Source organism: Paenibacillus sp. Mc5Re-14 (assembly GCF_001049835.1).
In the GTDB taxonomy this organism is placed as follows: domain Bacteria; phylum Bacillota; class Bacilli; order Paenibacillales; family Paenibacillaceae; genus Paenibacillus; species Paenibacillus polymyxa_C.
The window spans coordinates 3,486,138-3,506,201 of sequence record NZ_CVPD01000001.1 but is presented as its reverse complement, the minus strand read 5'-3'; the positions used below and the strand labels follow the sequence as shown (position 1 = coordinate 3,506,201).

Sequence of the window (20,064 nt, the reverse complement as noted above, 5' to 3'; positions counted from 1 at the left end):
CCCCACTTATGGGGAATTCCTCACGTTTCCAATCCATTACAATATATACATACCGCACAAAAGACTTCTATTCCTTGTTTCGTTACGATTGTTTGTTACTACAAGCCTTGCATACTCCGTGTAACTCCATACGATGTCCATGCACCTCGAAGCCAGTTTCCAACGCGGCATGGCGTTCCACATCTGCCAAATACGGATAACTGAAATCTTCAATCTTTCCGCATTTTTCGCAAATGATGTGATAGTGCTCCGAAATATTGGCATCATAACGACTGGCGTTATCTCCATAGGTCAACTCATGTACCATACCCGCTTCTATAAACATCTTTAAGTTATTATAAACCGTAGCCACACTCATACTTGGAAACTTGGACTCAAGCGCACGATATATTTCATCTGCAGTCGGATGCCCCATAGATTCCATTAAATAGTTTAATATGGCATGGCGCTGGGGTGTTATGCGTACACCTGTCTTCTTCAGAAGTTCCAAAGCATGCTGGACGCGTGCTGCCATATATGTCCACCGCCTTATCCCTTACTTGCAATCCTATCAATTACCACGCATCTATTTAAAATTCACTTCTAAAGCTATTCACATTGTACGGTCTACTCAAGATTCTTGTCAACGCGCCGTATTGTCCCTGGATGTTCCTATAGAAGTATCGTTCACAGGAACTTCAGTCTCATCTGGAGAAATTCCAGTTGCATCAGGCACAGTCGATCCCCCAGAATCATCCAAGTCAGGTAACGACGGCATCAGCAACTTTTTAATGGTTAAATTGCTGTTACCCTCTACGCTAATCACATATTTGCCATCTCCGTTTTGGCCGGAAATGCTTTTACTGTCTATTTTAAACGGAAAATCAGACTGAAGATTACCATAACTGCTTGAACCCTCTAACTGAAAATCTCCATTCGATGGAAGTTCCAATACGATATCACCGACAGCACTGTATATTTTCCAATCCCCACCTACCTGCTCGCTATGCACTTTGATAGCGCCATTAAGCGAATTTGCATTCAGCTTGGCTGTAGAATTCAGCACATTCATGTCACCATTCTGAGTATCAACGGTGATATCCCCTTCCGAACGAGCGACCTGAATGTCACCTACCATGGTGTGGAGTGACACGGCCCCTTCAATATCCCCTGCCTGCATATCTCCACGGTTCGTGCGTACATCCACATCTCCGGAAATCCGATGCAATTTAATTTGTCCGTTCAGGGTGCCTCCTTTGACATTGCCAATAGCGTCATTAACTGTGAGATTCCCATTACCGCTCTCAAGCCGGATGCTGTCGATAGCGTCAACTCCATTCAAGGTGATATTCCCGTTGGAGGTTCTAATCTGCATGTTGAACCGCCGATCCTCTGGTACGGTGATCAACATGTTCATACGAGGCTGACGTTTACTTGATGCTCCGTATGACTGTACCTCTGGACGAATCTGGATGGTCTTGCCGTCGGTAGAAGTCAGTGAAGAAGCTTGAGCAATCTTGTCCGCTTCGGCAGCAGGCGCTTGATCCACCCATAGAGTCCCACGTACCTCTATATTGGATACCGGCCGTCTGATCAGTGTTATATCTCCATTCACTGAATCAACTACTAAATCGGACGTCTGCATAGTTACCGGTACCAGCACACCGCCCATATCATACCGATTCTCTTTAGCCTGGCTAAAATCCATAGAGGCCGATGTCAGATTGAGACTAACCCGGTTCCACAGGTACATATAATGGTTTTGCTGGGTCACGATAAAAACCGAAGCAGCCACTACCAAAGCGGACAGAATCCCCTTTAAGTCAGGTCTAAAACGTCGTCCGTTGTCAGGCTTGCCCTCTTTGCGATAATACACACCAAAAAAAATCAGATACTCCAGTCCCCAAAGTACAAAAATGACAGGCCACCACACAAGGAGCTGAAGCATATATTCCGTATTCTGAAGCACATCTACAATCAGCAAAATGCCTACAGCCATCAACAGAAGCGAAGAGGTGTAGCGGCCGACTCTTATTTTGCGGTGCACGCCTGCTTCACCCTCTTTCTTTCAACTTTTTACGTTTAAAGGATAGAAAGGCTTCCCTTAGAAAAAGGAATAAACCGATCATCATTAATATAATGGCCAGCGTCAGAAATCCATAATCTTCGAAGAAAATGCTTAACCAGCGAGGTTTCATGCGGAACAGAATCATAAGTCCACCGCCTGCCACCAGTAGCACTGCAAAAGCAAAACCTCTTTCCCATGCATAAAAAGGACTGCTTTGCTGACCTCTAGCATCCATTCGTGCATATTGATCCGGCTTGCGCCGATAACGAACCATGTAATCCGCTGACTGTAATACATCATATACATTATAAAAATATAATACGGGTATGAACAATCCAAGCAAAATAAGTAATGGGATGTTAATCCTCAATCCATCTGAGGAAACATACAGCATCGCAAAAATATCTAGCAGGAGCAATACAATAAATGTAAGTCCCCTAATAAACAATCCTAAGAAAAGATGTCCCATTCCTGGTATCAGTGCTGCCATGATAATAGCAATTACTTTGCGAAATTTAGCGTATTGCAGACGTCCCCGCTGTTTCTGTCCATGTGGCTGCCCAGGCTGTCCAGACGGTAACGGTTGTTCCGAGTTCATGCCATCCTCCCCTTTGAATTCCATACGTAGCTCCGCTGAAAAATGCTTTGATGGTTACATAGTACCCAATCAGATTTGATAGTAACTGTAAAAAAAAGGGTTATGATCACTCAACGGAGACTGCAGCTATATCTTCCCATTGTCGTAAATCAGCTGCAATACGTACCGCATTAAAGTCATGTCGGGCCAGCACCTCCAGGGAAACCTCCATACTCTGACGATCCGGATGCAATTCATGAAATGGAACATGCTCATGTTCTTTAATCATAATTTTACGTATTTCCACTTTTTCTTGCTCTAAATAAGTCGAAATTTGATCGAGCAATCCGTGAGAGGACAATCCGTACAGTGTAATAAGATGAGGCTTGCGTCCACGCATATACCGAAGTTCTAATTTGTTGAACACCCATAAATTTAAAAATACGAGCACCGTTGCTGCTATAGAAGGTAAATAGAAGCCTGCTCCCACCCCAAGGCCAATGGCAGCTACAACCCAAATGGAAGCAGCCGTCGTGAGTCCAGTAATGGATTTACCTGTGAACATAATTGTACCTGCCCCCAAAAAGCCTACGCCAGTAATCACCGCCGTAGCCAAACGAGCTGGATCTATACGCACATTAGCTTCTTTAATAAAATCAGCAAAGCCGTAAATGGAGAGCAGCATAATCAGCGTCGCACCAAGACTGACCATAATGTGAGTCCGCAAACCAGCAGCGTGATTGGAACGTTCTCGCTCAAAGCCAATGAATCCACCGAGTAGCATGGACAGTAATAGCCGTAAAATGATATGTGAATCATCTATAATCCACGGATTATTCATTCGAGTCTCTCCTCCCGGTTGTGTCGTGCTTCCTTGTCCGGGCACGCGGTTTGTGAGTATTATTCCACGTTATGCAAATGGTAGGTGGTTAATTCCACACCTGGGGCCACTTCTGCCGCGGAAACGGGTCGAAAACCATGTTTTCGATAAAGTGTCACTGCAGGAGTGTTTAAAGTTCCTGTGGTGACGATAAACAGCGGGACATTCTGATATTCATTCAAAACATGCTTCATTAAGGAGTCCGCAATCCCTTTGCGAAAATGATCTGGATGAACCATCATACGTGTAAGGGTAAGCGAACCAGACGATTCAGACTGCACAGCTAGCGCTCCTAGCAGTTCATCATCCTCCAACCACCCATAAAAAGACTCTCCACAGCTTCTAAGTGTCTCCAATGTATCCATCAGTGGAGGAATCTCATCAAATCCAATCAGCTCAGCTTCCAGTCTATAAGCGACGTGCTGAAGACGCCATATCTGACTGACAATATCATCATCTTCCAATGAACATAGGGTAACCATGCTGTTTGCCCTCCTAAGGAAACTATAATATGTCATTACGATTCTGATACTTGTTCGATGCCCATACGTTCTCTGCACTTATGCAAAAGAGGCCTGTCCCTAAAAGACAAGCCCCTGTCATAACTATGCCATTAACGGTTCAACACTTCTGTCAGCAACTTATTAGCGAGACCCGGGTTGGCTTTTCCCTTGCTCTCCTTCATCACTTGACCGACCAAGAAGCCGATGGCCTTTTGCTTGCCAGCTTTGTAATCCTCCACCGATTGCGGGTTGGCTGCTACAACTTGCTCGACAATTGTCAGAATTGCACCTTCATCACTGATTTGCACAAGCCCTTTTTCTTCAACAATTTGCTGTGGCAGTTTATCACTTTCCAGCATTTCCTTGAAGACCGTTTTGGCTATTTTGCTATTGATCGTCCCCTTCTCCAGTAGTCCGATCATTTCACCCAAGCCCCGACCTGTCAATTTAACCTGCGACAGTTCTACACTGGCACTGTTTAAATAGCCTAGTAAATCTCCCATAATCCAGTTGGATACTGCTTTGGCATCCTTGGTGTACTGAAGACTATCCTCGAACAAATCAGCCAATGGTTTGGAGGACGTAATTACCTGTGCATCATACTCAGGTAATCCATATTCCGAAGTGTAACGTGTTTTGCGCTGGTCGGGTAATTCAGGAATCGAAGCACGGATACGTTCTTTCCACTCCTCATCAATATGCAGTGTAACGAGATCCGGGTCCGGGAAATAACGATAGTCGTGCGCCTGTTCCTTACCACGCATGGACAGGGTTTTACCCTGTGCCTCATCCCAGCGACGTGTTTCCTGTACGATCGTTCCACCTTCGTCCAGGGTCTGTTCTTGCCGGAACTGCTCATATTCCAGTCCGCGCTGTACGCCACGGAAGGAGTTCATGTTTTTCAGTTCCGCTTTGGTTCCCAGCTCTTTTTGACCATGCGGACGAAGACTGATATTGGCATCACAACGAAGTGAGCCTTCCTCCATCTTCACATCGGATACGTCACAATACTGCATAATGGCACGTATTTTTTCCAGATAAGCCTTGGCTTCTTCCGGCGAAGATATATCCGGCTCCGAAACGATTTCAACCAATGGTGTGCCGACCCGGTTAAAATCAACCAAAGACGCATAGCCACCATCAACATGGGTTAATTTCCCCGCATCCTCTTCCAGATGCAACCGGGTAATACCGATACGCTTGGTTTCACCGTTCACTTCAATATCAATCCAGCCGTTCTCGCCGATCGGTTGGTCATATTGCGAAATTTGGTAAGCCTTCGGTGAATCGGGGTAGAAATAGTTTTTGCGGTCAAACTTGCTCACATCAGCAATGGTGCAATTGAGCGCCATTGCCGCTTTCATCGCATAATCAACGGCTTGACGATTCAATACAGGCAATACTCCAGGATGTCCAAGACAGACCGGACATGTATGAGAGTTTGGCGGCGCTCCGAAGGATGTCGAGCATCCACAAAATATTTTGGACTTCGTATGCAATTCCACATGGACTTCAAGTCCAATGACCGTCTCATACTTCGATGTAGTTGTAGACATGAATAGGTTCCCTCCTTTTTGGCAAATTACAGCTGCGGACGCTGCTTGTGAAATTCAGTATTTTGTTCGAATGCATGCGCTACGCGCAGTACAGAAGACTCGTCAAAGGCTTTCCCGATAATTTGTAGTCCGACTGGCATTCCATCTGCAAGACCACAAGGAATACTGATCGCCGGCACGCCAGCTAAACTCACCGGAATCGTCAAAATATCGTTCAAATACATCGTCAATGGGTCATCCACTTGGGAGCCGATTTTGAAAGCGGTAGTCGGTGCAGTAGGTCCGATAATCACATCATATTGTTCAAATACACGATCAAAATCCTGTTTGATCAGTGTTCGCACTTTTTGAGCTTTCAAATAATAAGCATCGTAGTACCCGGAGCTGAGTGCATAGGTGCCAAGCATAATCCGACGCTTCACCTCAGGACCAAACCCTTGCGTACGGGACTGATGATACAGATCAAGCAGGTTATCTGGATTGTCAGCGCGCACACCATAGCGCACACCGTCAAAGCGGGCCAGATTGGATGATGCTTCGGATGAAGCCAGTAGGTAGTATGTCGCAACCGCATATTCCGTGTGCGGAAGAGATACCTCTTCCCATACAGCGCCCAATCCTTCCAGAGTTTTCAGTGCATCAAGCACCTTTTCCTTGACCTGTGGGTCTACGCCTTCACCAAGATACTCTTTAGGTACAGCGATACGAAGACCTTTTACATCTCCGGTTAAAGCGTTCAAATAATCAGGAATGTCTACCTTCGCAGAGGTGGAGTCCTTCTGGTCATAGCCTGCAATGGCTTGCAGGACATAGGCCGAATCCTGAACATTTTTTGTAATCGGACCGATTTGGTCTAAAGATGAAGCAAAGGCCACCAGTCCAAAACGGGATACCAGACCATAGGTTGGTTTTAGGCCAACTACGCCGCAATAAGAAGCGGGCTGGCGAATGGAGCCGCCTGTATCGGAACCGAGCGTGAAATAAGCTTCACCCGCCGCAACAGCCGCAGCCGAGCCGCCACTGGAACCGCCGGGAACACGTTCTAAATCCCAAGGGTTACGTGCGGGGAAAAAGCTGGAGTTCTCGTTAGAACCACCCATAGCGAATTCGTCCATGTTCATTTTACCAAGTGTCACGGTTTGCGCTGCGCGTAACTTGCCAACCACTGTGGCATCGTAAACGGGATCAAAATTTTTCAAAAACTGACTGCCACATGTTGTGCGTAGCCCTTCCGTCACGATATTATCCTTAATACCAACCGGCAGGCCAAACAACAATCCTCTTTCCTCTCCGGAAATCAGCTGATCATCCAGCTGACGTGCGGATGCCCGGGCCTGTTCCTCGTCAACGGTAATATAGGCTCTGATCTTGTCTTCCCGCGCATCAATTGTCTCCAGAGCGTGCCCCACCAGATCACTCACGGAAATTTCCTTTTGATGCAGCTTGTTATGTATTTCCGGCAATGTGTTATTAAACAAGCTCAATTTGCATCCTCCTTTCAAATGTGAAATCTATTCCAGAACAGCAGGAACTTTAAACTGTCCATCTTCTTCTTCAGGTGCATTACGCATCACTTGCTCATGCGTCAAACTTCCGCGAACTTCGTCGTCCCGCATGACATTGCTGACGTGCAGCACATGAGTGGTCGGTTTTACCTGCTCCGTATCCAGCTCATTCAGCTTCTCCGCATAATGGAGAATGGCGTTTAATTGCCCTGTCATCGTTTCTTCCTCATTCTCGGTCAAATTCAACCGGGACAGCCTGGCTACGTGACGGACATCTTCCTTGGAAATGTTCATTCAAAACCCTCCTCATGTATATATAAAAATCCAATAAGCGACTGGAATCGGATTTTGCAAAATCCTGGTATCAAAAATGTTACACCGAACTTTGAAATAACGTTTTTAATTATAGGATAGAACCCTATACAATTCAATCTTTGACGCGGTACAGAAGCAGACTGTACATTAATGAGGTAAATGTTACTAAAAGAATATAAAAAAAGCACCTTTCGGTGCTCTTTCAAGAAAACTATAGCAGCTGAAATCGTGCCCATTATATATTGTTAAAAAGAGTCGGCAACAGCCGATTCCTATATCCAAGCACGCAAATTAACTTGTTTGATAAAATCAGCCTGTGACAACAATTCTGCCGCGGTTTCTTCTTCCTCAGTCTCTACTGAATCATGACCACCATTCATCACATGTCTGAACAGCTTCTCATTATGAGTAGCAAGGGCGTAATCTATCAGCGCTTCACGCTCAATCCGCTCGGCTTCCAGCTTGAGAATACTTTCTTCCAGCTCGATGTCTCCGGATGGTACGAAAAAATTGCGATTCACCTTCGGTACGCGAATGACATAGTCAAAAGCATTGTCCGCATTACGGTCGTAAGCAATGATATAACCATGTTCGCCCACAGGAAGATTCTGCTCAAAAGCATCCGCGACGATCATAATTCTAGCTCCTAAATGATGCATCGTTAGCCCCCCCCGTTTGTCTGAACTTATCTGCTAAGTCTACTAAAAAAAAGGTAGCTTGTCTATATCATCTATGTATCTTCATAATCGATCGTCTCCACGTCCAAATCTATGCTCGTTAAGCCGTATATGCCAGTTTTGCGTAAGGGTTCCGCCCCGCCGTTTTACCTTTTTCCAAGTTATGATCTTCGGTTCGGAACCTACCACAACATCTTCAATATCTACTATTTTGGAAAGACGGAAACTGCCTTCGTTCTCACGTTGTACCCCATATATATGTTTTCTTTTCATTCTTGCTCCCCCTTGTGATCTGATGGCCTCATGCCTCTTTATCCTCTTAATGGGCAAAAAAAAGAACGCAAACCGGGATTCATCCACAGCTTGCGTGCTTCGCGAGTTTAGTATGTAACTTTAATAAATTTATGTTAACAAAAATAAAAACCTTTGTCTATACATAATTTATATTTTGTTGTCGAATTGAGGCAAAACCTGTCACTTCTTTGATTTTGCCTCAATTAATTAACGTTTATCAAATTTACCGAATATACGGATTGTTGGCTTTCTCATAACCAATGGATGTTTTGGGTCCGTGACCAGGATAAACTGTAACGTCATCTCCAAGCGGAAACAACTTATTCTGAATGGAATCATACAAGTCGCGTTCCCGACCACCAGTCAGATCTGTGCGTCCGACGCCCTGACGGAATAGCACATCCCCCGAGAAAAGATCTTTGCCACACAAGAAGCTAACACTTCCGGGTGAATGCCCCGGTGTATGGAGCACCTTGAACGTGTGTCCGATTAGATTTAATTGCTGACCTTCCGCCAAATCATATTCGGCAGGTCCTGTCGAGATCGGTGGAGATGCCTCTGGCCACATCAGGGAGCCATTCAGCTTAGGAGATGTGAGCCAGTCTTGCTCCAAAGCGTGTAGATACACCGGGCATCCTTTCGCATTGCGAATCTCCTCCACCCCTCCAATATGGTCAAAATGGGCATGAGTCAGCAGAATAGCTTCAATGGTTAGAGACTCAATCGCTCTCAGCAAAGGACCCGGATTCATTCCTGGATCAATAATAACGGCGCGCTGTGGATCATCCCCTTGAAGCAAATAAGCATTTGTTTGAAGTGGACCCAGATTAAAGCTGCGAATTGATAAGGTCATAAGTTAAAATCCCGAGATCAGCTCGCGTAATTCCTGAACAATCACAGGATGGACCTCGGTTCCCTCCCCATATTTTTCAGCCATTTCTTTGCGAGCTACTGCAATTTTTTCTTGATAGTCATCGGCTTCCCGATCTGGATTTTCACGTTTGAATTCGATCATAATTTGTTGGACATGTGCAGGGCGTGGTCCCCAGTGGCCAAGTACATGACCTCCTGTATCCGCAAAAATCACAATCGGCACAGCACGTCCGCCCATTGTCAGGAAGTCGTCCATCAGCGCCTGATGATTTTCTAGAATCAATACTTCGGTTGGAATACCGCTATTCTCCAGCGCGCGGAACACAACTGGCACATTGCGTACGACATCCCCACACCAGTCGGCAGCCAAAATAAGCACACGCAGATCATCACGATGGTTCAGGCTTTCAAAAAACTCCCGATCCTCTTCGCTGCTCCACACAAACTGATCGTATCCAGAGCGGAAGGCTTCTTTGTTCTTTTCCATGCCCTCCATAAATTGTTCAGGACTCAAGCCCTTGCCGAAATATTGCGATACGTTAGTACGGCTCATGTTATACACTTCCTTTTTTGTTTTTGGCTACAATCCATTTGATAACAAAATAAATGATCAAGAGTGCAAGAGCAACCAGCAAAATGGGTTTGATATAAGGTGCCGCCACTTCGTCAATTTGCTCCCACTTGTCTCCCAGCAGCATACCTAAATATATAAACAAAACAGACCAAGGTATAATCGCCAGCGTCGTCAAAATAATAAAGCGCCATACGTTCATTCGAGCCAACCCGGCAGGGATTGAGATCGCGTGACGAACAACAGGGATAAAGCGAGCTGTAAAAATGACCCCTGTGCCATATTTATTGAACCAGGCTTCAGCGTGGTCAACATGACTTTTTTTGATGAGTATGTATTTACCATACTTATCTAATACGGGTCTGCCGCCATAGCGTCCGATCCAGTAAATAAACAGCTGGGCCAGCACCCCGCCAATCGTTCCAAACACGACTGCGCCAAAAAAATTAATATGACCCGAGGACACTAAAAAACCGCCATAAGCGAGGACAATTTCACTTGGAATGACCTCCACCATCAAGCCTAGCATAATACCAAAATACCCAAGACTGCGAATGATCTCAAACAAATAATTAATGATACTAGATATATGGTCCATTTTTCCTTCCCACTCCCTGCCTGTTTCTCTATTTTCATTAGTGTATCACAGCGGCAGAACAAGTCGCCACTTCGCTCCATTAGGGCGGTCAGTGACCCCAGCTCCTGTGCCCGCATAAGTTGTGAGAGAGAGGAGGGGGTACAATATGCCTCCCGGCAAATTCCCCAAACATGACAATCCACAATCCCGTTTACCCACGGCTCGTGGTATCCGCCGCGCATGCAGCAAAGAGCTGTACCGAACCTGCAAACGTCTGCCTGTTCACATTGCTCCTGATCTGGTCAAGCAGGGCGAGGAGCTATATTGCCGCAAGGTCGTCGGCCACCTCATCTGGATTGCGGAAAACCATAGTAATCGCAAACTACTGTGCGACTGGTGGGACGAAGATGTCAGCGAGGAGCTCGCGGCATTGTGGAAGGTGGACCGTGATGTCTTGTGCACCGCTTTTAGAAGTGCCTATGGCGGGTAGATGTTTGCGTACAGCAACCATGAACTGTAAACTACAAAAAAGTGGAGCCACCCTGCAGTGGCTCCACTTTTGCTATATTCTTAGCTGTGTGTCTGCTGCTGTCCCGCCCCTTCGGGAAGCAAATCCGCACAGGCACGTTCCAAATAAGGATCAGCATGTATAAAATCCCGAAATGCTGTATACTCACCCCACAGAACGGACCGTTCTCCCGCTTGGCCTTTGACAGCACGAATCAGAATATTTTTAGGCGTATGCTCCATGTCGATAAATTCCAAGAGCTGTGTCCGATACCCCATCATATCCAGCAGCTTGGCCCGGATTCCATCCGTTGCCAGTGCAGAAAAACGCTCTTTTAAAATGCCATGGGAGAGCAAAGGCTCCAATACCGGATTTTCCAGTTGGCTAAACAACTCATGCTGGCAGCACGGAACTGATAAAATGACAGACGCTCCCCAGCGGACAGCCTTTTCCAGCGCTGCATCTGTTGCTGTATCGCATGCATGCAAGGTAACGACCATATCCACCTGCTCCAGTTCATTGTAGTCTGCGATATCTCCGACCAGAAACTCCAACTGTCGATATTGCAGCTTTTGAGCCAGAAGATTACAGGTTTCAATGACATCTGCCTTCAAGTCCAAACCGACAATCTGCAAAGGTCGTTTTTGCTGTACTGCCAAATAATGATATAAGGCAAAGGTCAAATACGACTTGCCGCAGCCAAAATCTACAATCGTCAATGGGCGGCCTACCGGAAGGCTGGGCAATACATCCTGCACCATTTCGAGAAAACGGTTGATTTGACGGAATTTATCGTATTTGCGGGCCAGTACCTTACCGTCCTCATTCATAATCCCCAGCTCAATCAGGAAAGGAATACGCTCTCCTTCCTCAAGCACATATTGCTTTTTGCGATTATGAGACAGATCGGCTTTACTTTTGCTCGGTGACTTTGTCAGAATGGATACTTTATATTTTTTACTGATTAGCACCTGGTAGTCTGCATCCTTGGCACATAGAAGTCCTTGACGGAATGTGTCCTCAAACAAGGCAGTCATGCGCTCATTAGCTTCGTCAGGGGTCAGATTTTCATGAATGACTTTGTTGCTGTAATGAAAGGCAAACTGGTAATGCAGTTTGTTTTTCAATTCCACAGGTTTGATTTGTACTTTAGTAAAAGAAGCATCCTCACGTTTGCGCAGCTGACTCAGCGTTGCTGTTATGAGGGATCCTCCCGTGGTCAATTGGTATACAAGTTCGCGCAGTGAATCCAAAAGGTACATCTCACTTTCTTTCATGTAATTGGGTGATCTCGGACAAACCCTCGATGATTTCCTGGCGTGAAATTCCACCCCGTTCTAGCTCTGCATCGGTCTTATCCAGTAACTGACTGTAAAATGTCTCTGCTTCTGATCTCAGCTCCGGCTGCTCCCATGCCAATCCAAACCAGACATCTGCGGCTTGGTCCAGCCTGTTTTCCCGCTCATAATGAACAGCTAACAGCTTGCTGGTTTCCGGAGAGAGTTCATATTCATGAAGCAGTTTTACGATACACGCTATTCGTTCAGGCAGGACCTGTAGATCACGAGTCGCGCCATTCAGATCGCTGTACAAATATAAATGAAGAGATTTCATTAAAATTCGTATGCCCTCGTCTAATCTGCTGGTCTCCATGTATATAACAGCTTCTTCTTCCAGAATGCGAGCCACTTGCTGAAGCTCATCCGCTTCCATCCCAGGGCCCATTCGGAAAAGCTCAATAATTTGTTCCGGCGGCAATCGTCTGAGCAAATCTGAACGAAGGCGAAACTGCTTGTTGAGTAGGTCATCTAGTTGTTTTAGCGCTTCGACGTGTTTATTTTCACGCCTCAGACCGAGCACCGATGCTACTGCTGATGTCAATTCTTCCATCATGCTAAGCAAATAATCTTTTCTAAGCAAGCCGTTCCCTTCCTTTCATCCTGATGCCCTAGAGACCCAGCAACCCTGTCCCTTCTGATTGTAAGACATCCTTGTCTAAAAGCCAAATGCCGCCGACATGGCGTAATCTCATATAGCACAATTACAAATCATTTATAGCATCAATGATCCGGCACTCAGAAAATCACGTATAACACGTAACATTCGGGTAGCACAGTGTTTTGTAGCCGATCATGTAACCAACTTCAAATACAAGTATTCGAAATTTTGATATTGATTCCCCGTTAGTCTCATGTTATTTTTGTTTCATAAGAAACAGAAATAACTTTTTTTAACCCATTGATTCGCGAAATAAAATATAATATTTATTTTCTCGAGAAACAAAATTATGAGTTAATATTTTACGGGAAGGATGTTGAAGTATGGGAAAACAATTTAGTTCGATACTACCGGAATATCAGGAGTTCATACAGCGGCAGCATATTTTCTTTGTAGGATCAGCACCTGTATCTGAGACGGGGCATGTGAATATTTCCCCCAAGGGCTACGATTCTTTTCGTATATTGTCAGATCATAAGGTAGCCTATCTCGACTTGTCTGGAAGTGGCAACGAGACAAGTGCGCACATTATAGAGAACGGACGGGTAACCATCATGTTCTGTGCATTTGAAGGTGAGCCCTGTGTATTAAGGCTCTTTGGTACTGGCACAGTCGTGTTGCCCAATACAAAGCGTTGGAATGAGCTCTATCCTCTCTTCAATCCACTGCCTGGGGCAAGACAAATCATTGTTGTTGATGTTCATATGGTGCAACATTCATGTGGTTTTGCAGTTCCCTTCATGACTTACACGAGCGAACGGGAAAAGCTGAAGGACGTGGCGATTCAGATGGGCGAAGAAGCACTTAAAAAGTATGCATACGAGAAGAATTTAGAGAGTATTGACGGTTTGCCGACGGCGTTTGCCTTGAACAAAAACAATATGACTTAGGCATTTTGCACATTAACCAATAGGAAGCAACAAGTCAGCAAAAAACCGGATCCCCTCTAATACCACATCAGAAGGTTCCGGTTTCTAGACTTACCTTACTCTACTTTTTCAAGTTCTGGTCTAAAAATGACAAGATGGCATTCGCTAATAACTGCGGTGCTTCGATCAAGCTCATGTGTCCAGACTGCGGTAGAGTAACCTGGGTTACCCCGGTTCGATCTGTTGTAAACGTCCGTGCTGGAGGAACCGCCTGATCCTGCTCCCCTGCTACTAAAAGAGCTGGCAATGCAGAAGCTGACAGCACATCCCGACGGTCCGGGCGCTCGCGCATAGCCAGTGATGCTCCTACGGCTCCTTGAGGAGGTGTTTTGTAGCCAATTTCTTTGACTTTGAGTAGTTGGTTCGGCATCGACTCCACATGTTCAGGAGCAAACAATCCTGGTACGAGTCCATCTACAAAGGTTGTAATCCCTTCCGTTTGAATGGTGGATACAGCCTTGTTCCGCTTTTCTTTACCTTCGTCCGTATCTGCATAAGCCGTCGAATGAATCAGTCCAAAGGCTGTCAGACGCTCTGCATGTCTCTGTACCGCGGAAAGGGCCAAGTAGCCTCCTAGGGAGTGGCCAAACCATGCAGCCTGAGGAATGTCCAACTGTTCCTGAAGTTTAAGCACATCGTCTGCCATTTGATCAATCGTATAGGCTCCGAGTGGAGCATCGCTGCGTCCGTGTCCACGCAAGTCTGGAACAATACAACGATAGCTTGGGGATAGCAAGGGAACAACCTCATCCCAATAGGAGGAGCTTCCGCAAAATCCGTGCAATAGAATGATCGGATCTCCTTTTCCTTGTTCGGCATAGCAGATCGTCGTTCCTTCGCATAATACCTTTTCCATGTGGAACCCTTCCTTCTCTGTATATAATCTATTCGTTCTGAATATATTAGTAAGTAGAACATGCTGATGTATATTATTAAGCAGACCATCAATATCTGAAACGGTAACCCGCTGGAAAATCTTGCGAAGCTGTTTTTAAACCAAATTCACAAGCCGCTGCATCTGCAATATATGCAGCCATCGTCATGACCAGGTGAAGCGACGTCATCTGGAGTGTCCAGTACGGTTTGGCACTGCGCTCATTCACAATCGCTGCAACGCTATAATGCCCGACAGACGGCAGAGACAGACCAACCGATCGCGCAGGGGTTAGCGATTCACGGGCAACAAGGAACATTCCCGTTGAGCCATGCTGTCCAAGACAAGCATCTATGGCGATCACATGATGATCTTGGGGAATACGCTCCAAGTATGAAACCAGATGATCCGCATCACAAGGCTCCGTCATTGTGCCAATCACATTCGGAAAGCCTTGCTCCTTGAGCATGGTGCCTACCAGTGGCCCGAGTGAGTCACCCGACGAGCGATCTGTACCGATACATACAAAAGTCAACTTATCCATAGCATGCTGATGTTGAATTTCTCGGAAAAACGGTGCGAGTCCGTCGCGATCTGTTTTCTCTACTTTAGTAGGTTCTAAGGGTGAGCGACCGGATGTAGAAGCTCGATTATACAAAGACAACTTTGTCCATCCTCCTTCATTCAGTTGTATATCGGTAATCTGGCTATCAGTACATTCTACAACAAAAACATGATACAATACAGGCAACTTCCCCTGTTATGAAAGGATGGAACATTAACGATGGATTTGTCTGTACCGTCTCATGCCAACATTGAGTATATGATTGAGGGCATTAAAACCAAGCTTCGTATGGCGAGTGGTGCTGCTATGCAGGCTTCCGCTTTCTCGCTAGAGCAATACGAGGACATCCATGATGTCTACGATATGGTGATCAGCAAGCCTAACCTCAGCATTTCAGAGGTTGAAGCCATTGTCTCCGAACTGGGTAGATTGCGTAAGTCCTCCTAAACCAGCTTGTAGGACAGACAGCTTGGCTATTTAAAGTTTGTCACCATAAATAAAGCTCGTATCTCCGGTCGTCTTAACAGACGCACAAGGGATACGAGCTTTATTTTTTCGATGCATATACGTATTTTCATACACTTCTTCCTTTACCCATGGACACTTCAAGGCAAATCTACTAATACCAGTTCAGATATTTCCTCATTCCCTGTAGCTAGTATCTTTAATGTACAGCTTTTTTGAATTCGCGCGGCATCACCAGGTCTTAACTGAAATTCCCCATCCTGACACGTAACTTCGACATGACCGCTAATGATATAAATGTGAGTACGGCGCTCTTCTTGCTGCGGATATTCAAGCTGCTGTCCCTTTTCCAATCTACTCAGATACAGATTTATATCCTGTGCAATGGATAGCGCTCCCTCCACCTCTGAACCAGACACTACAGGCTGAAGTCGATTTAGGCGTTCACTATGCTTGAATCTTTGTACCTGATAAGAAGGCTGAAGGCCAGGACTCTCAGGTAGAAACCACATTTGCAAAAAGCGAACCGGTTTTTCATCCCCAGGATTTCGCTCCTCATGTTCAATCCCGGTGCCTGCACTCATAACCTGGATCGAGCCGCTTTTCAGATCCTGTTCGTGGCCCAAGCTGTCGCTATGATGCAGAAGACCTTCAATTACATAGGTAACGATTTCCAAATCATGATGCGGATGTCTTTTGAACCCTTGCTGCGGTTTAAGCTCATTATCATTATGGGCCAGCATACATCCAAAATGGGCATTGCTCGGATCTTCATAATCTGCAAACGAAAAGCTAAACTCACTATGAATCCATCCTTTATTTGAGGTATGTCTCTCTGCTGATGTCACTATTTTAATCATCCTTAACACCTCCATGGATTTCAGTTCCGTAAAGCAGCCCTTACTTCGTGATTCCTAATCCACTTCCGGCCCTGGCATTACAAACGCTGTAATACGATCCCTTTACCCCGCACTTATATGCGTCAATCAGCCTATTGTCTCTGTCTGATTTTGCTCTCCAGTTCATTTTTCGTTAAGTTAATAGTACACAAAATCAATCTATCACAGCCATAAGGAGGCGATTTACTACATATGCTATCCCATGAACCTCAACGATTCCGATTCTTACCAAGCTATTTGCGTCGCAGTCTATCCGCATCTATGATCATGATCGCTGTCTTACTTCTCATTGCCTATTCAGTAAGATGGATTGGCACAGCTCCTTTTCTATATTGGGATGAGCGCATTCAAGATATTGTTTTTCCAGACACAGCTGCTACTCATTACCAACTGCTACCCGTCGCCATCTTCATTACATCGTTAGGCTCATTCCGCATATCATTACTGATAGCAATCGGTACCGCAATCTTGTGCTGGGTCTATCTCCGTTCAAAAGCGTACTCCTTTGCCATCCTAAGCAGCTTTACCGCGATGTGGGTGCTAAATACGATCATAAAAGAATTTTTACAACGGGAACGCCCGTCTCTTCAACATTTGGTGGAAGCGGGGGGTTACAGTTTCCCCAGCGGTCATGCGATGATTTCCATGGGATTTTACGGAATGATATTTGCCATTTGGGCTATAGAACGAATGGTTCATAAGCGAACATTCTTCCTTCCGTGTGTTCTTGGTGCATTGCTCATTCTCTTGATTGGCCTCAGCCGTGTATATTTAGGAGTTCATTTTCCTACCGACATTGTAGGCGGCTATATTGCAGGTATGATCTGGCTGGTATTTACCGTTCCCGTGGTCTATTGGCAAGCGCGTCTGTGGCCTTCCTCCCCTTCATCTCTCCCCCGTCCATAAGCGCTCTAAGATGGCTTTTTGTTTCACTCACGGTCACAACGTTTATATACGAAGTAAGCAAGGCGAAGAAATAACGAAAGCTCAAAGATTCATCAAAAACATTATCGTTGTGTGAACTCAAGATAAAGGAGGCGATCCTTGTGTGGGGAATTGTCCTAAGTATTGTAATGGCTATTATTATCGGATTGATTGGCGATGCTCTAGCTGGTCATGAAATGCCTGGCGGCATTGCGGGCTCTATGATTGCTGGATTTGTAGGAGCTTGGCTCGGTGCCATGATTCTAGGAGACTGGGGCCCAGTCATCGGAGATTTTGCAGTTATTCCAGCCATACTTGGAACCGCATTGTTCGTGTTCTTGCTCGGACTTGTGTCCAAACTATTAAGAAGGGCTACCTAACATTTATATATATTTTTTATTCTATAAAAGGAGTGATATATCATGAGTAACATGGACAATCAAAATATGGCAAGCACTTCAGGTTTTGCAAAGGGTTTATTCATTGGAGGTTTGATTGGTGCTGCGGCAGCCCTGCTGTTCGCTCCAAAACCAGGCCGCGATTTGCGTAGCGATCTGTCCGAAAAAATGACCGTTGTCTCCGATAAAACCAAGGATGTCGCATCCGTAGTCAGCAGCAAAGCAACGGATTTGGCTAAAACCGTTTCCACCAAAACAGCAGATGTAGCCAAAACGGTAGCCGAGAGCAAAGACAACATCGTATCCAGCGTAACTAAAGCCTCTGCGGATGTTGCTAATGAAGCGGCCAAAGCAGATAAAGAGGTTATGGATGCAACGGCTCAGGCAGCCAAGGACACTCAGAAGCAATTAAATGCAAATTCCTAATAACAACACATTTCGATTACAACCAAAATAAGCTCCAAACACTGAACAGCCAGCATGCAAGAAGCTGGCTGTTTTTAAATGATAGAAAGGCTGGGATGACCATGAACAAACCACACTCCTATGGAGATGATCTTGCCCGGAACAACAAGAGAACCTTTCACCCCCTGCAGACACAAGATCAACCAGACGAGGTTTCATCCAAGCAGACCTCACCTACTCATGTTAAAAAGCATGATCATGAAAGAGATTTTGATGTGAATGAACATCCTTTTGAGCTGCGCCATGAGGTTAAGCGGCTTAATAAACGCTTAGATCAAATTGCAGATACATTGGAAAAAGCAGAATTCAAAGATATTATAGAGAACTACTCCAGCACAAAAAGAAGAATTATCAGCAATCTGACGGCTGGGATTTCACGAGGTCTCGGCCTTACACTGGGTACAGTCGTCGTACTCGCCTTACTCGCTTGGTTGCTCAGCTTCCTAGTGCAGTTAAATCTTCCGGTCATCGGAGATTTCATCGCCGAATTGTTAGGATATATCAAAATGAGCCAAGGTACTAAGTAATTGTCTTCTATCTCAATTAAAAACGATCCTTCGTAACCGGTAATAGACTCCTCAAAGAGCCTCTAGTTACGATGGATCGTTTTTTATTTGTAAATTGCAACAGCTGTAATCAGCCACTACAATTTGTTACGCTTGTTTGTTTTTAATAAATCTCCCGTCCACCCCTTCATCATCAGCCAGCCGTACATCCCCGCCATACTTAGCAGAGTAGCAACAATCACAATGGTGAAGCCCCAGCCTGTTTTAATCCAAGGCAGATTTTCAAAGTTCATGCCCCAAATAGCACCCACTACAGTGGCAGGCGTAAATACAGCGGTCACAATGGTGAGCGTCTTCGTAATCTCATTGCCCCTAAATGCGGAAATGGCATCATCTATGGAGATCAATGTGTCGATTTCCTTTTCATAATGGCGGAAAAGTCCCTCCATCCGAGTGACACGGTACAATAACTGCTTAAAAAAGCGATTCTCCTCCAGCTTATCCAGATATGCTTCGCGGGAAGCCGTGACCAGCTCTGAAAAAGGGATGAACATATTGCTCCAATACAACAGCTCGAAACGCGCATTCAATATAGAATCCATCAGCGTACGTGCATTCCTTTTCTCCATGTCCTCTTCCAGTCTTCTCAGGTTGATCTCAAACTTATCCATTCCCGTATGAAAATAATGAAGCACGGCTCTCGCCAATACGAACATGCCGTCTGCTGCATCCTCACACTGTTCCAGCATGGTTTGGCGTTCCGCGGTATGCATAATTTCACGTGTATTTTGGTCTAGATTTAAGGTCACTAGCTTCTGGTCTAGGACTAGAAAATAAAACTTGTTGCAATTGCGCTGACTGTCGATCTCCTCCTGAACGGAGTAGATCAACGATCCGCACATCAACGGCTGATTGCCATCTGGAAAGCGCACAGAAATAAAACTGGATGGAATGTCCTCTACCTTATCCAGCCACTCTGCGGCTTCTGGGAGCTTCTCCTTCAAGTGCTGTATGACTGAATCCTGCCAGTCCGCAGCACAGATATCCCACCATTCCCAGCCTCCACGAAAGGTAGAAATCTGTTCAAATGCTGTCATGGGTTCCATCCTTTCTTTGTTTTTTCCGCTTTATAAAAAGGACACGCTTCCCTAATTGGAA

26 protein-coding genes are annotated in these 20,064 nt (G+C 45.4%); 7 read left to right on the top strand and 19 right to left on the bottom strand.

Translation table 11 applies throughout. The annotated features are described in order from the left end of the window. Positions 1-82: 82 nt before the first annotated feature. From BN1546_RS15820 to BN1546_RS15760, 13 genes are all read right to left on the bottom strand, one after another. Positions 83-514, bottom strand: coding sequence for a Fur family transcriptional regulator (locus tag BN1546_RS15820; RefSeq protein WP_013373015.1), 432 nt, complete (start codon positions 512-514; stop codon positions 83-85). Positions 515-622: 108 nt separating this feature from the next. Next, positions 623-2,026 carry a DUF4097 family beta strand repeat-containing protein gene (locus BN1546_RS15815; protein WP_090738256.1) on the bottom strand — a complete coding sequence of 468 codons (1,404 nt, stop codon included), beginning with the start codon at positions 2,024-2,026 and terminating at the stop codon, positions 623-625. Between the two features lie 7 nt (positions 2,027-2,033). Next, a complete protein-coding gene (locus BN1546_RS15810) occupies positions 2,034-2,669 on the bottom strand; it encodes a hypothetical protein (RefSeq protein WP_025675442.1) in 636 nt (211 codons plus the stop codon). An 82-nt stretch (positions 2,670-2,751) separates the two neighbouring features. Next, a complete protein-coding gene (locus BN1546_RS15805; RefSeq protein ID WP_090738254.1) occupies positions 2,752-3,465 on the bottom strand; it encodes an MgtC/SapB family protein in 714 nt (237 codons plus the stop codon). Between the two features lie 59 nt (positions 3,466-3,524). After that, entirely contained in the window at positions 3,525-3,986 is a 462-nt protein-coding gene (locus tag BN1546_RS15800) for a GNAT family N-acetyltransferase (RefSeq protein WP_013373019.1), read from the bottom strand. A 131-nt stretch (positions 3,987-4,117) separates the two neighbouring features. Then, entirely contained in the window at positions 4,118-5,563 is a 1,446-nt protein-coding gene (gene gatB / locus BN1546_RS15795; RefSeq protein WP_013373020.1) for an Asp-tRNA(Asn)/Glu-tRNA(Gln) amidotransferase subunit GatB, read from the bottom strand. Positions 5,564-5,589: 26 nt separating this feature from the next. After that, entirely contained in the window at positions 5,590-7,047 is a 1,458-nt protein-coding gene (gene gatA / locus BN1546_RS15790; protein WP_025675437.1) for an Asp-tRNA(Asn)/Glu-tRNA(Gln) amidotransferase subunit GatA, read from the bottom strand. 27 nt (positions 7,048-7,074) lie between these two features. After that, positions 7,075-7,362, bottom strand: coding sequence for an Asp-tRNA(Asn)/Glu-tRNA(Gln) amidotransferase subunit GatC (gene gatC, locus BN1546_RS15785; protein ID WP_090738252.1), 288 nt, complete (start codon positions 7,360-7,362; stop codon positions 7,075-7,077). 293 nt (positions 7,363-7,655) lie between these two features. Then, entirely contained in the window at positions 7,656-8,042 is a 387-nt protein-coding gene (locus BN1546_RS15780; RefSeq protein WP_016324719.1) for a hypothetical protein, read from the bottom strand. Between the two features lie 81 nt (positions 8,043-8,123). Beyond that, positions 8,124-8,333 (bottom strand): hypothetical protein, encoded by a 210-nt coding sequence (locus tag BN1546_RS15775; RefSeq protein WP_040102895.1) that lies wholly within the window; start codon positions 8,331-8,333, stop codon positions 8,124-8,126. A gap of 244 nt (positions 8,334-8,577) precedes the next feature. Beyond that, a complete protein-coding gene (locus BN1546_RS15770; protein ID WP_025675431.1) occupies positions 8,578-9,207 on the bottom strand; it encodes an MBL fold metallo-hydrolase in 630 nt (209 codons plus the stop codon). 3 nt (positions 9,208-9,210) lie between these two features. Next, positions 9,211-9,780, bottom strand: coding sequence for a thioredoxin family protein (locus BN1546_RS15765; RefSeq protein WP_013373026.1), 570 nt, complete (start codon positions 9,778-9,780; stop codon positions 9,211-9,213). A 1-nt stretch (position 9,781) separates the two neighbouring features. Further along, a complete protein-coding gene (locus tag BN1546_RS15760; RefSeq protein WP_013373027.1) occupies positions 9,782-10,396 on the bottom strand; it encodes an undecaprenyl phosphate transporter UptA in 615 nt (204 codons plus the stop codon). 145 nt (positions 10,397-10,541) lie between these two features. Here BN1546_RS15760 and BN1546_RS15755 point away from each other — a divergent pair, with 145 nt between their 5' ends. Then, positions 10,542-10,865, top strand: coding sequence for a hypothetical protein (locus BN1546_RS15755; protein WP_013373028.1), 324 nt, complete (start codon positions 10,542-10,544; stop codon positions 10,863-10,865). 80 nt (positions 10,866-10,945) lie between these two features. Here BN1546_RS15755 and BN1546_RS15750 read toward each other — a convergent pair whose 3' ends face one another. Together BN1546_RS15750 and BN1546_RS15745 are read right to left on the bottom strand one after the other, a co-directional pair. After that, positions 10,946-12,160 carry a class I SAM-dependent methyltransferase gene (locus BN1546_RS15750; RefSeq protein ID WP_090738251.1) on the bottom strand — a complete coding sequence of 405 codons (1,215 nt, stop codon included), beginning with the start codon at positions 12,158-12,160 and terminating at the stop codon, positions 10,946-10,948. Next, positions 12,147-12,803, bottom strand: a complete 657-nt coding sequence (locus BN1546_RS15745; RefSeq protein WP_044786236.1) for a DUF6483 family protein — start codon at positions 12,801-12,803, stop codon at positions 12,147-12,149. The genes BN1546_RS15750 and BN1546_RS15745 overlap by 14 nt, the downstream gene beginning before the upstream one ends. 401 nt (positions 12,804-13,204) lie before the next feature. Between BN1546_RS15745 and BN1546_RS15740 the strand changes: the two genes are divergently transcribed. Beyond that, on the top strand, positions 13,205-13,771 hold the full coding sequence (locus BN1546_RS15740) for a pyridoxamine 5'-phosphate oxidase family protein (RefSeq protein ID WP_090738248.1): 567 nt from the start codon (positions 13,205-13,207) through the stop codon (positions 13,769-13,771). A gap of 100 nt (positions 13,772-13,871) precedes the next feature. Here the strand turns inward: BN1546_RS15740 and BN1546_RS15735 are convergent, their stop codons facing one another. Both BN1546_RS15735 and yyaC read right to left on the bottom strand, forming a co-directional pair. Next, positions 13,872-14,666 carry an alpha/beta fold hydrolase gene (locus BN1546_RS15735; protein WP_013373032.1) on the bottom strand — a complete coding sequence of 265 codons (795 nt, stop codon included), beginning with the start codon at positions 14,664-14,666 and terminating at the stop codon, positions 13,872-13,874. Between the two features lie 88 nt (positions 14,667-14,754). Beyond that, complete coding sequence (gene yyaC, locus BN1546_RS15730) at positions 14,755-15,426, bottom strand: spore protease YyaC (RefSeq protein WP_176702335.1); 672 nt, start codon at positions 15,424-15,426, stop codon at positions 14,755-14,757. A 42-nt stretch (positions 15,427-15,468) separates the two neighbouring features. On the opposite strand from yyaC, the gene BN1546_RS15725 reads away from it, so the two are divergent. Further along, positions 15,469-15,696: a DUF1128 domain-containing protein gene (locus BN1546_RS15725; RefSeq protein WP_013373034.1), complete on the top strand. Its 228-nt coding sequence runs from the start codon at positions 15,469-15,471 to the stop codon at positions 15,694-15,696. 158 nt (positions 15,697-15,854) lie between these two features. Here BN1546_RS15725 and BN1546_RS15720 read toward each other — a convergent pair whose 3' ends face one another. Continuing rightward, on the bottom strand, positions 15,855-16,574 hold the full coding sequence (locus BN1546_RS15720; protein ID WP_019688597.1) for a pirin family protein: 720 nt from the start codon (positions 16,572-16,574) through the stop codon (positions 15,855-15,857). A 231-nt stretch (positions 16,575-16,805) separates the two neighbouring features. On the opposite strand from BN1546_RS15720, the gene BN1546_RS15715 reads away from it, so the two are divergent. The 4 genes from BN1546_RS15715 to BN1546_RS15700 all read left to right on the top strand — a co-directional run bounded on the left by BN1546_RS15715 (position 16,806) and on the right by BN1546_RS15700 (position 18,927). Further along, the gene (locus tag BN1546_RS15715; protein ID WP_040102889.1) at positions 16,806-17,519 is read left to right on the top strand and encodes a phosphatase PAP2 family protein; all 714 of its coding nucleotides are present in this window, start codon (positions 16,806-16,808) and stop codon (positions 17,517-17,519) included. A 140-nt stretch (positions 17,520-17,659) separates the two neighbouring features. After that, on the top strand, positions 17,660-17,917 hold the full coding sequence (locus BN1546_RS15710; RefSeq protein ID WP_039276219.1) for a GlsB/YeaQ/YmgE family stress response membrane protein: 258 nt from the start codon (positions 17,660-17,662) through the stop codon (positions 17,915-17,917). 42 nt (positions 17,918-17,959) lie between these two features. After that, positions 17,960-18,361 carry a YtxH domain-containing protein gene (locus tag BN1546_RS15705; RefSeq protein WP_064963538.1) on the top strand — a complete coding sequence of 134 codons (402 nt, stop codon included), beginning with the start codon at positions 17,960-17,962 and terminating at the stop codon, positions 18,359-18,361. A 95-nt stretch (positions 18,362-18,456) separates the two neighbouring features. Then, positions 18,457-18,927, top strand: a complete 471-nt coding sequence (locus BN1546_RS15700; RefSeq protein WP_090738246.1) for a DUF5665 domain-containing protein — start codon at positions 18,457-18,459, stop codon at positions 18,925-18,927. Positions 18,928-19,043: 116 nt separating this feature from the next. Here BN1546_RS15700 and BN1546_RS15695 read toward each other — a convergent pair whose 3' ends face one another. After that, positions 19,044-20,003, bottom strand: coding sequence for a magnesium transporter CorA family protein (locus BN1546_RS15695; RefSeq protein ID WP_064963539.1), 960 nt, complete (start codon positions 20,001-20,003; stop codon positions 19,044-19,046). Positions 20,004-20,064: the final 61 nt, after the last annotated feature.

Excerpts from the sequence above, each read along its gene's own strand:
- BN1546_RS15820 (WP_013373015.1), bottom strand. The coding sequence starts at position 514 with ATGGCAGCACGCGTCCAGCATGCTTTGGAACTTCTGAAGAAGACAGGT.
- BN1546_RS15810 (WP_025675442.1), bottom strand. The coding sequence starts at position 2,669 with ATGGAATTCAAAGGGGAGGATGGCATGAACTCGGAACAACCGTTACCG.
- BN1546_RS15805 (WP_090738254.1), bottom strand. The coding sequence starts at position 3,465 with ATGAATAATCCGTGGATTATAGATGATTCACATATCATTTTACGGCTA.
- BN1546_RS15800 (WP_013373019.1), bottom strand. The coding sequence starts at position 3,986 with ATGGTTACCCTATGTTCATTGGAAGATGATGATATTGTCAGTCAGATA.
- gatB (WP_013373020.1), bottom strand. The coding sequence starts at position 5,563 with ATGTCTACAACTACATCGAAGTATGAGACGGTCATTGGACTTGAAGTC.
- gatC (WP_090738252.1), bottom strand. The coding sequence starts at position 7,362 with ATGAACATTTCCAAGGAAGATGTCCGTCACGTAGCCAGGCTGTCCCGG.
- BN1546_RS15780 (WP_016324719.1), bottom strand. The coding sequence starts at position 8,042 with ATGCATCATTTAGGAGCTAGAATTATGATCGTCGCGGATGCTTTTGAG.
- BN1546_RS15775 (WP_040102895.1), bottom strand. The coding sequence starts at position 8,333 with ATGAAAAGAAAACATATATATGGGGTACAACGTGAGAACGAAGGCAGT.
- BN1546_RS15770 (WP_025675431.1), bottom strand. The coding sequence starts at position 9,207 with ATGACCTTATCAATTCGCAGCTTTAATCTGGGTCCACTTCAAACAAAT.
- BN1546_RS15765 (WP_013373026.1), bottom strand. The coding sequence starts at position 9,780 with ATGAGCCGTACTAACGTATCGCAATATTTCGGCAAGGGCTTGAGTCCT.
- BN1546_RS15760 (WP_013373027.1), bottom strand. The coding sequence starts at position 10,396 with ATGGACCATATATCTAGTATCATTAATTATTTGTTTGAGATCATTCGC.
- BN1546_RS15755 (WP_013373028.1), top strand. The coding sequence starts at position 10,542 with ATGCCTCCCGGCAAATTCCCCAAACATGACAATCCACAATCCCGTTTA.
- BN1546_RS15750 (WP_090738251.1), bottom strand. The coding sequence starts at position 12,160 with ATGAAAGAAAGTGAGATGTACCTTTTGGATTCACTGCGCGAACTTGTA.
- BN1546_RS15740 (WP_090738248.1), top strand. The coding sequence starts at position 13,205 with ATGGGAAAACAATTTAGTTCGATACTACCGGAATATCAGGAGTTCATA.
- BN1546_RS15735 (WP_013373032.1), bottom strand. The coding sequence starts at position 14,666 with ATGGAAAAGGTATTATGCGAAGGAACGACGATCTGCTATGCCGAACAA.
- BN1546_RS15725 (WP_013373034.1), top strand. The coding sequence starts at position 15,469 with ATGGATTTGTCTGTACCGTCTCATGCCAACATTGAGTATATGATTGAG.
- BN1546_RS15720 (WP_019688597.1), bottom strand. The coding sequence starts at position 16,574 with ATGATTAAAATAGTGACATCAGCAGAGAGACATACCTCAAATAAAGGA.
- BN1546_RS15715 (WP_040102889.1), top strand. The coding sequence starts at position 16,806 with ATGCTATCCCATGAACCTCAACGATTCCGATTCTTACCAAGCTATTTG.
- BN1546_RS15705 (WP_064963538.1), top strand. The coding sequence starts at position 17,960 with ATGAGTAACATGGACAATCAAAATATGGCAAGCACTTCAGGTTTTGCA.
- BN1546_RS15700 (WP_090738246.1), top strand. The coding sequence starts at position 18,457 with ATGACCATGAACAAACCACACTCCTATGGAGATGATCTTGCCCGGAAC.
- BN1546_RS15695 (WP_064963539.1), bottom strand. The coding sequence starts at position 20,003 with ATGACAGCATTTGAACAGATTTCTACCTTTCGTGGAGGCTGGGAATGG.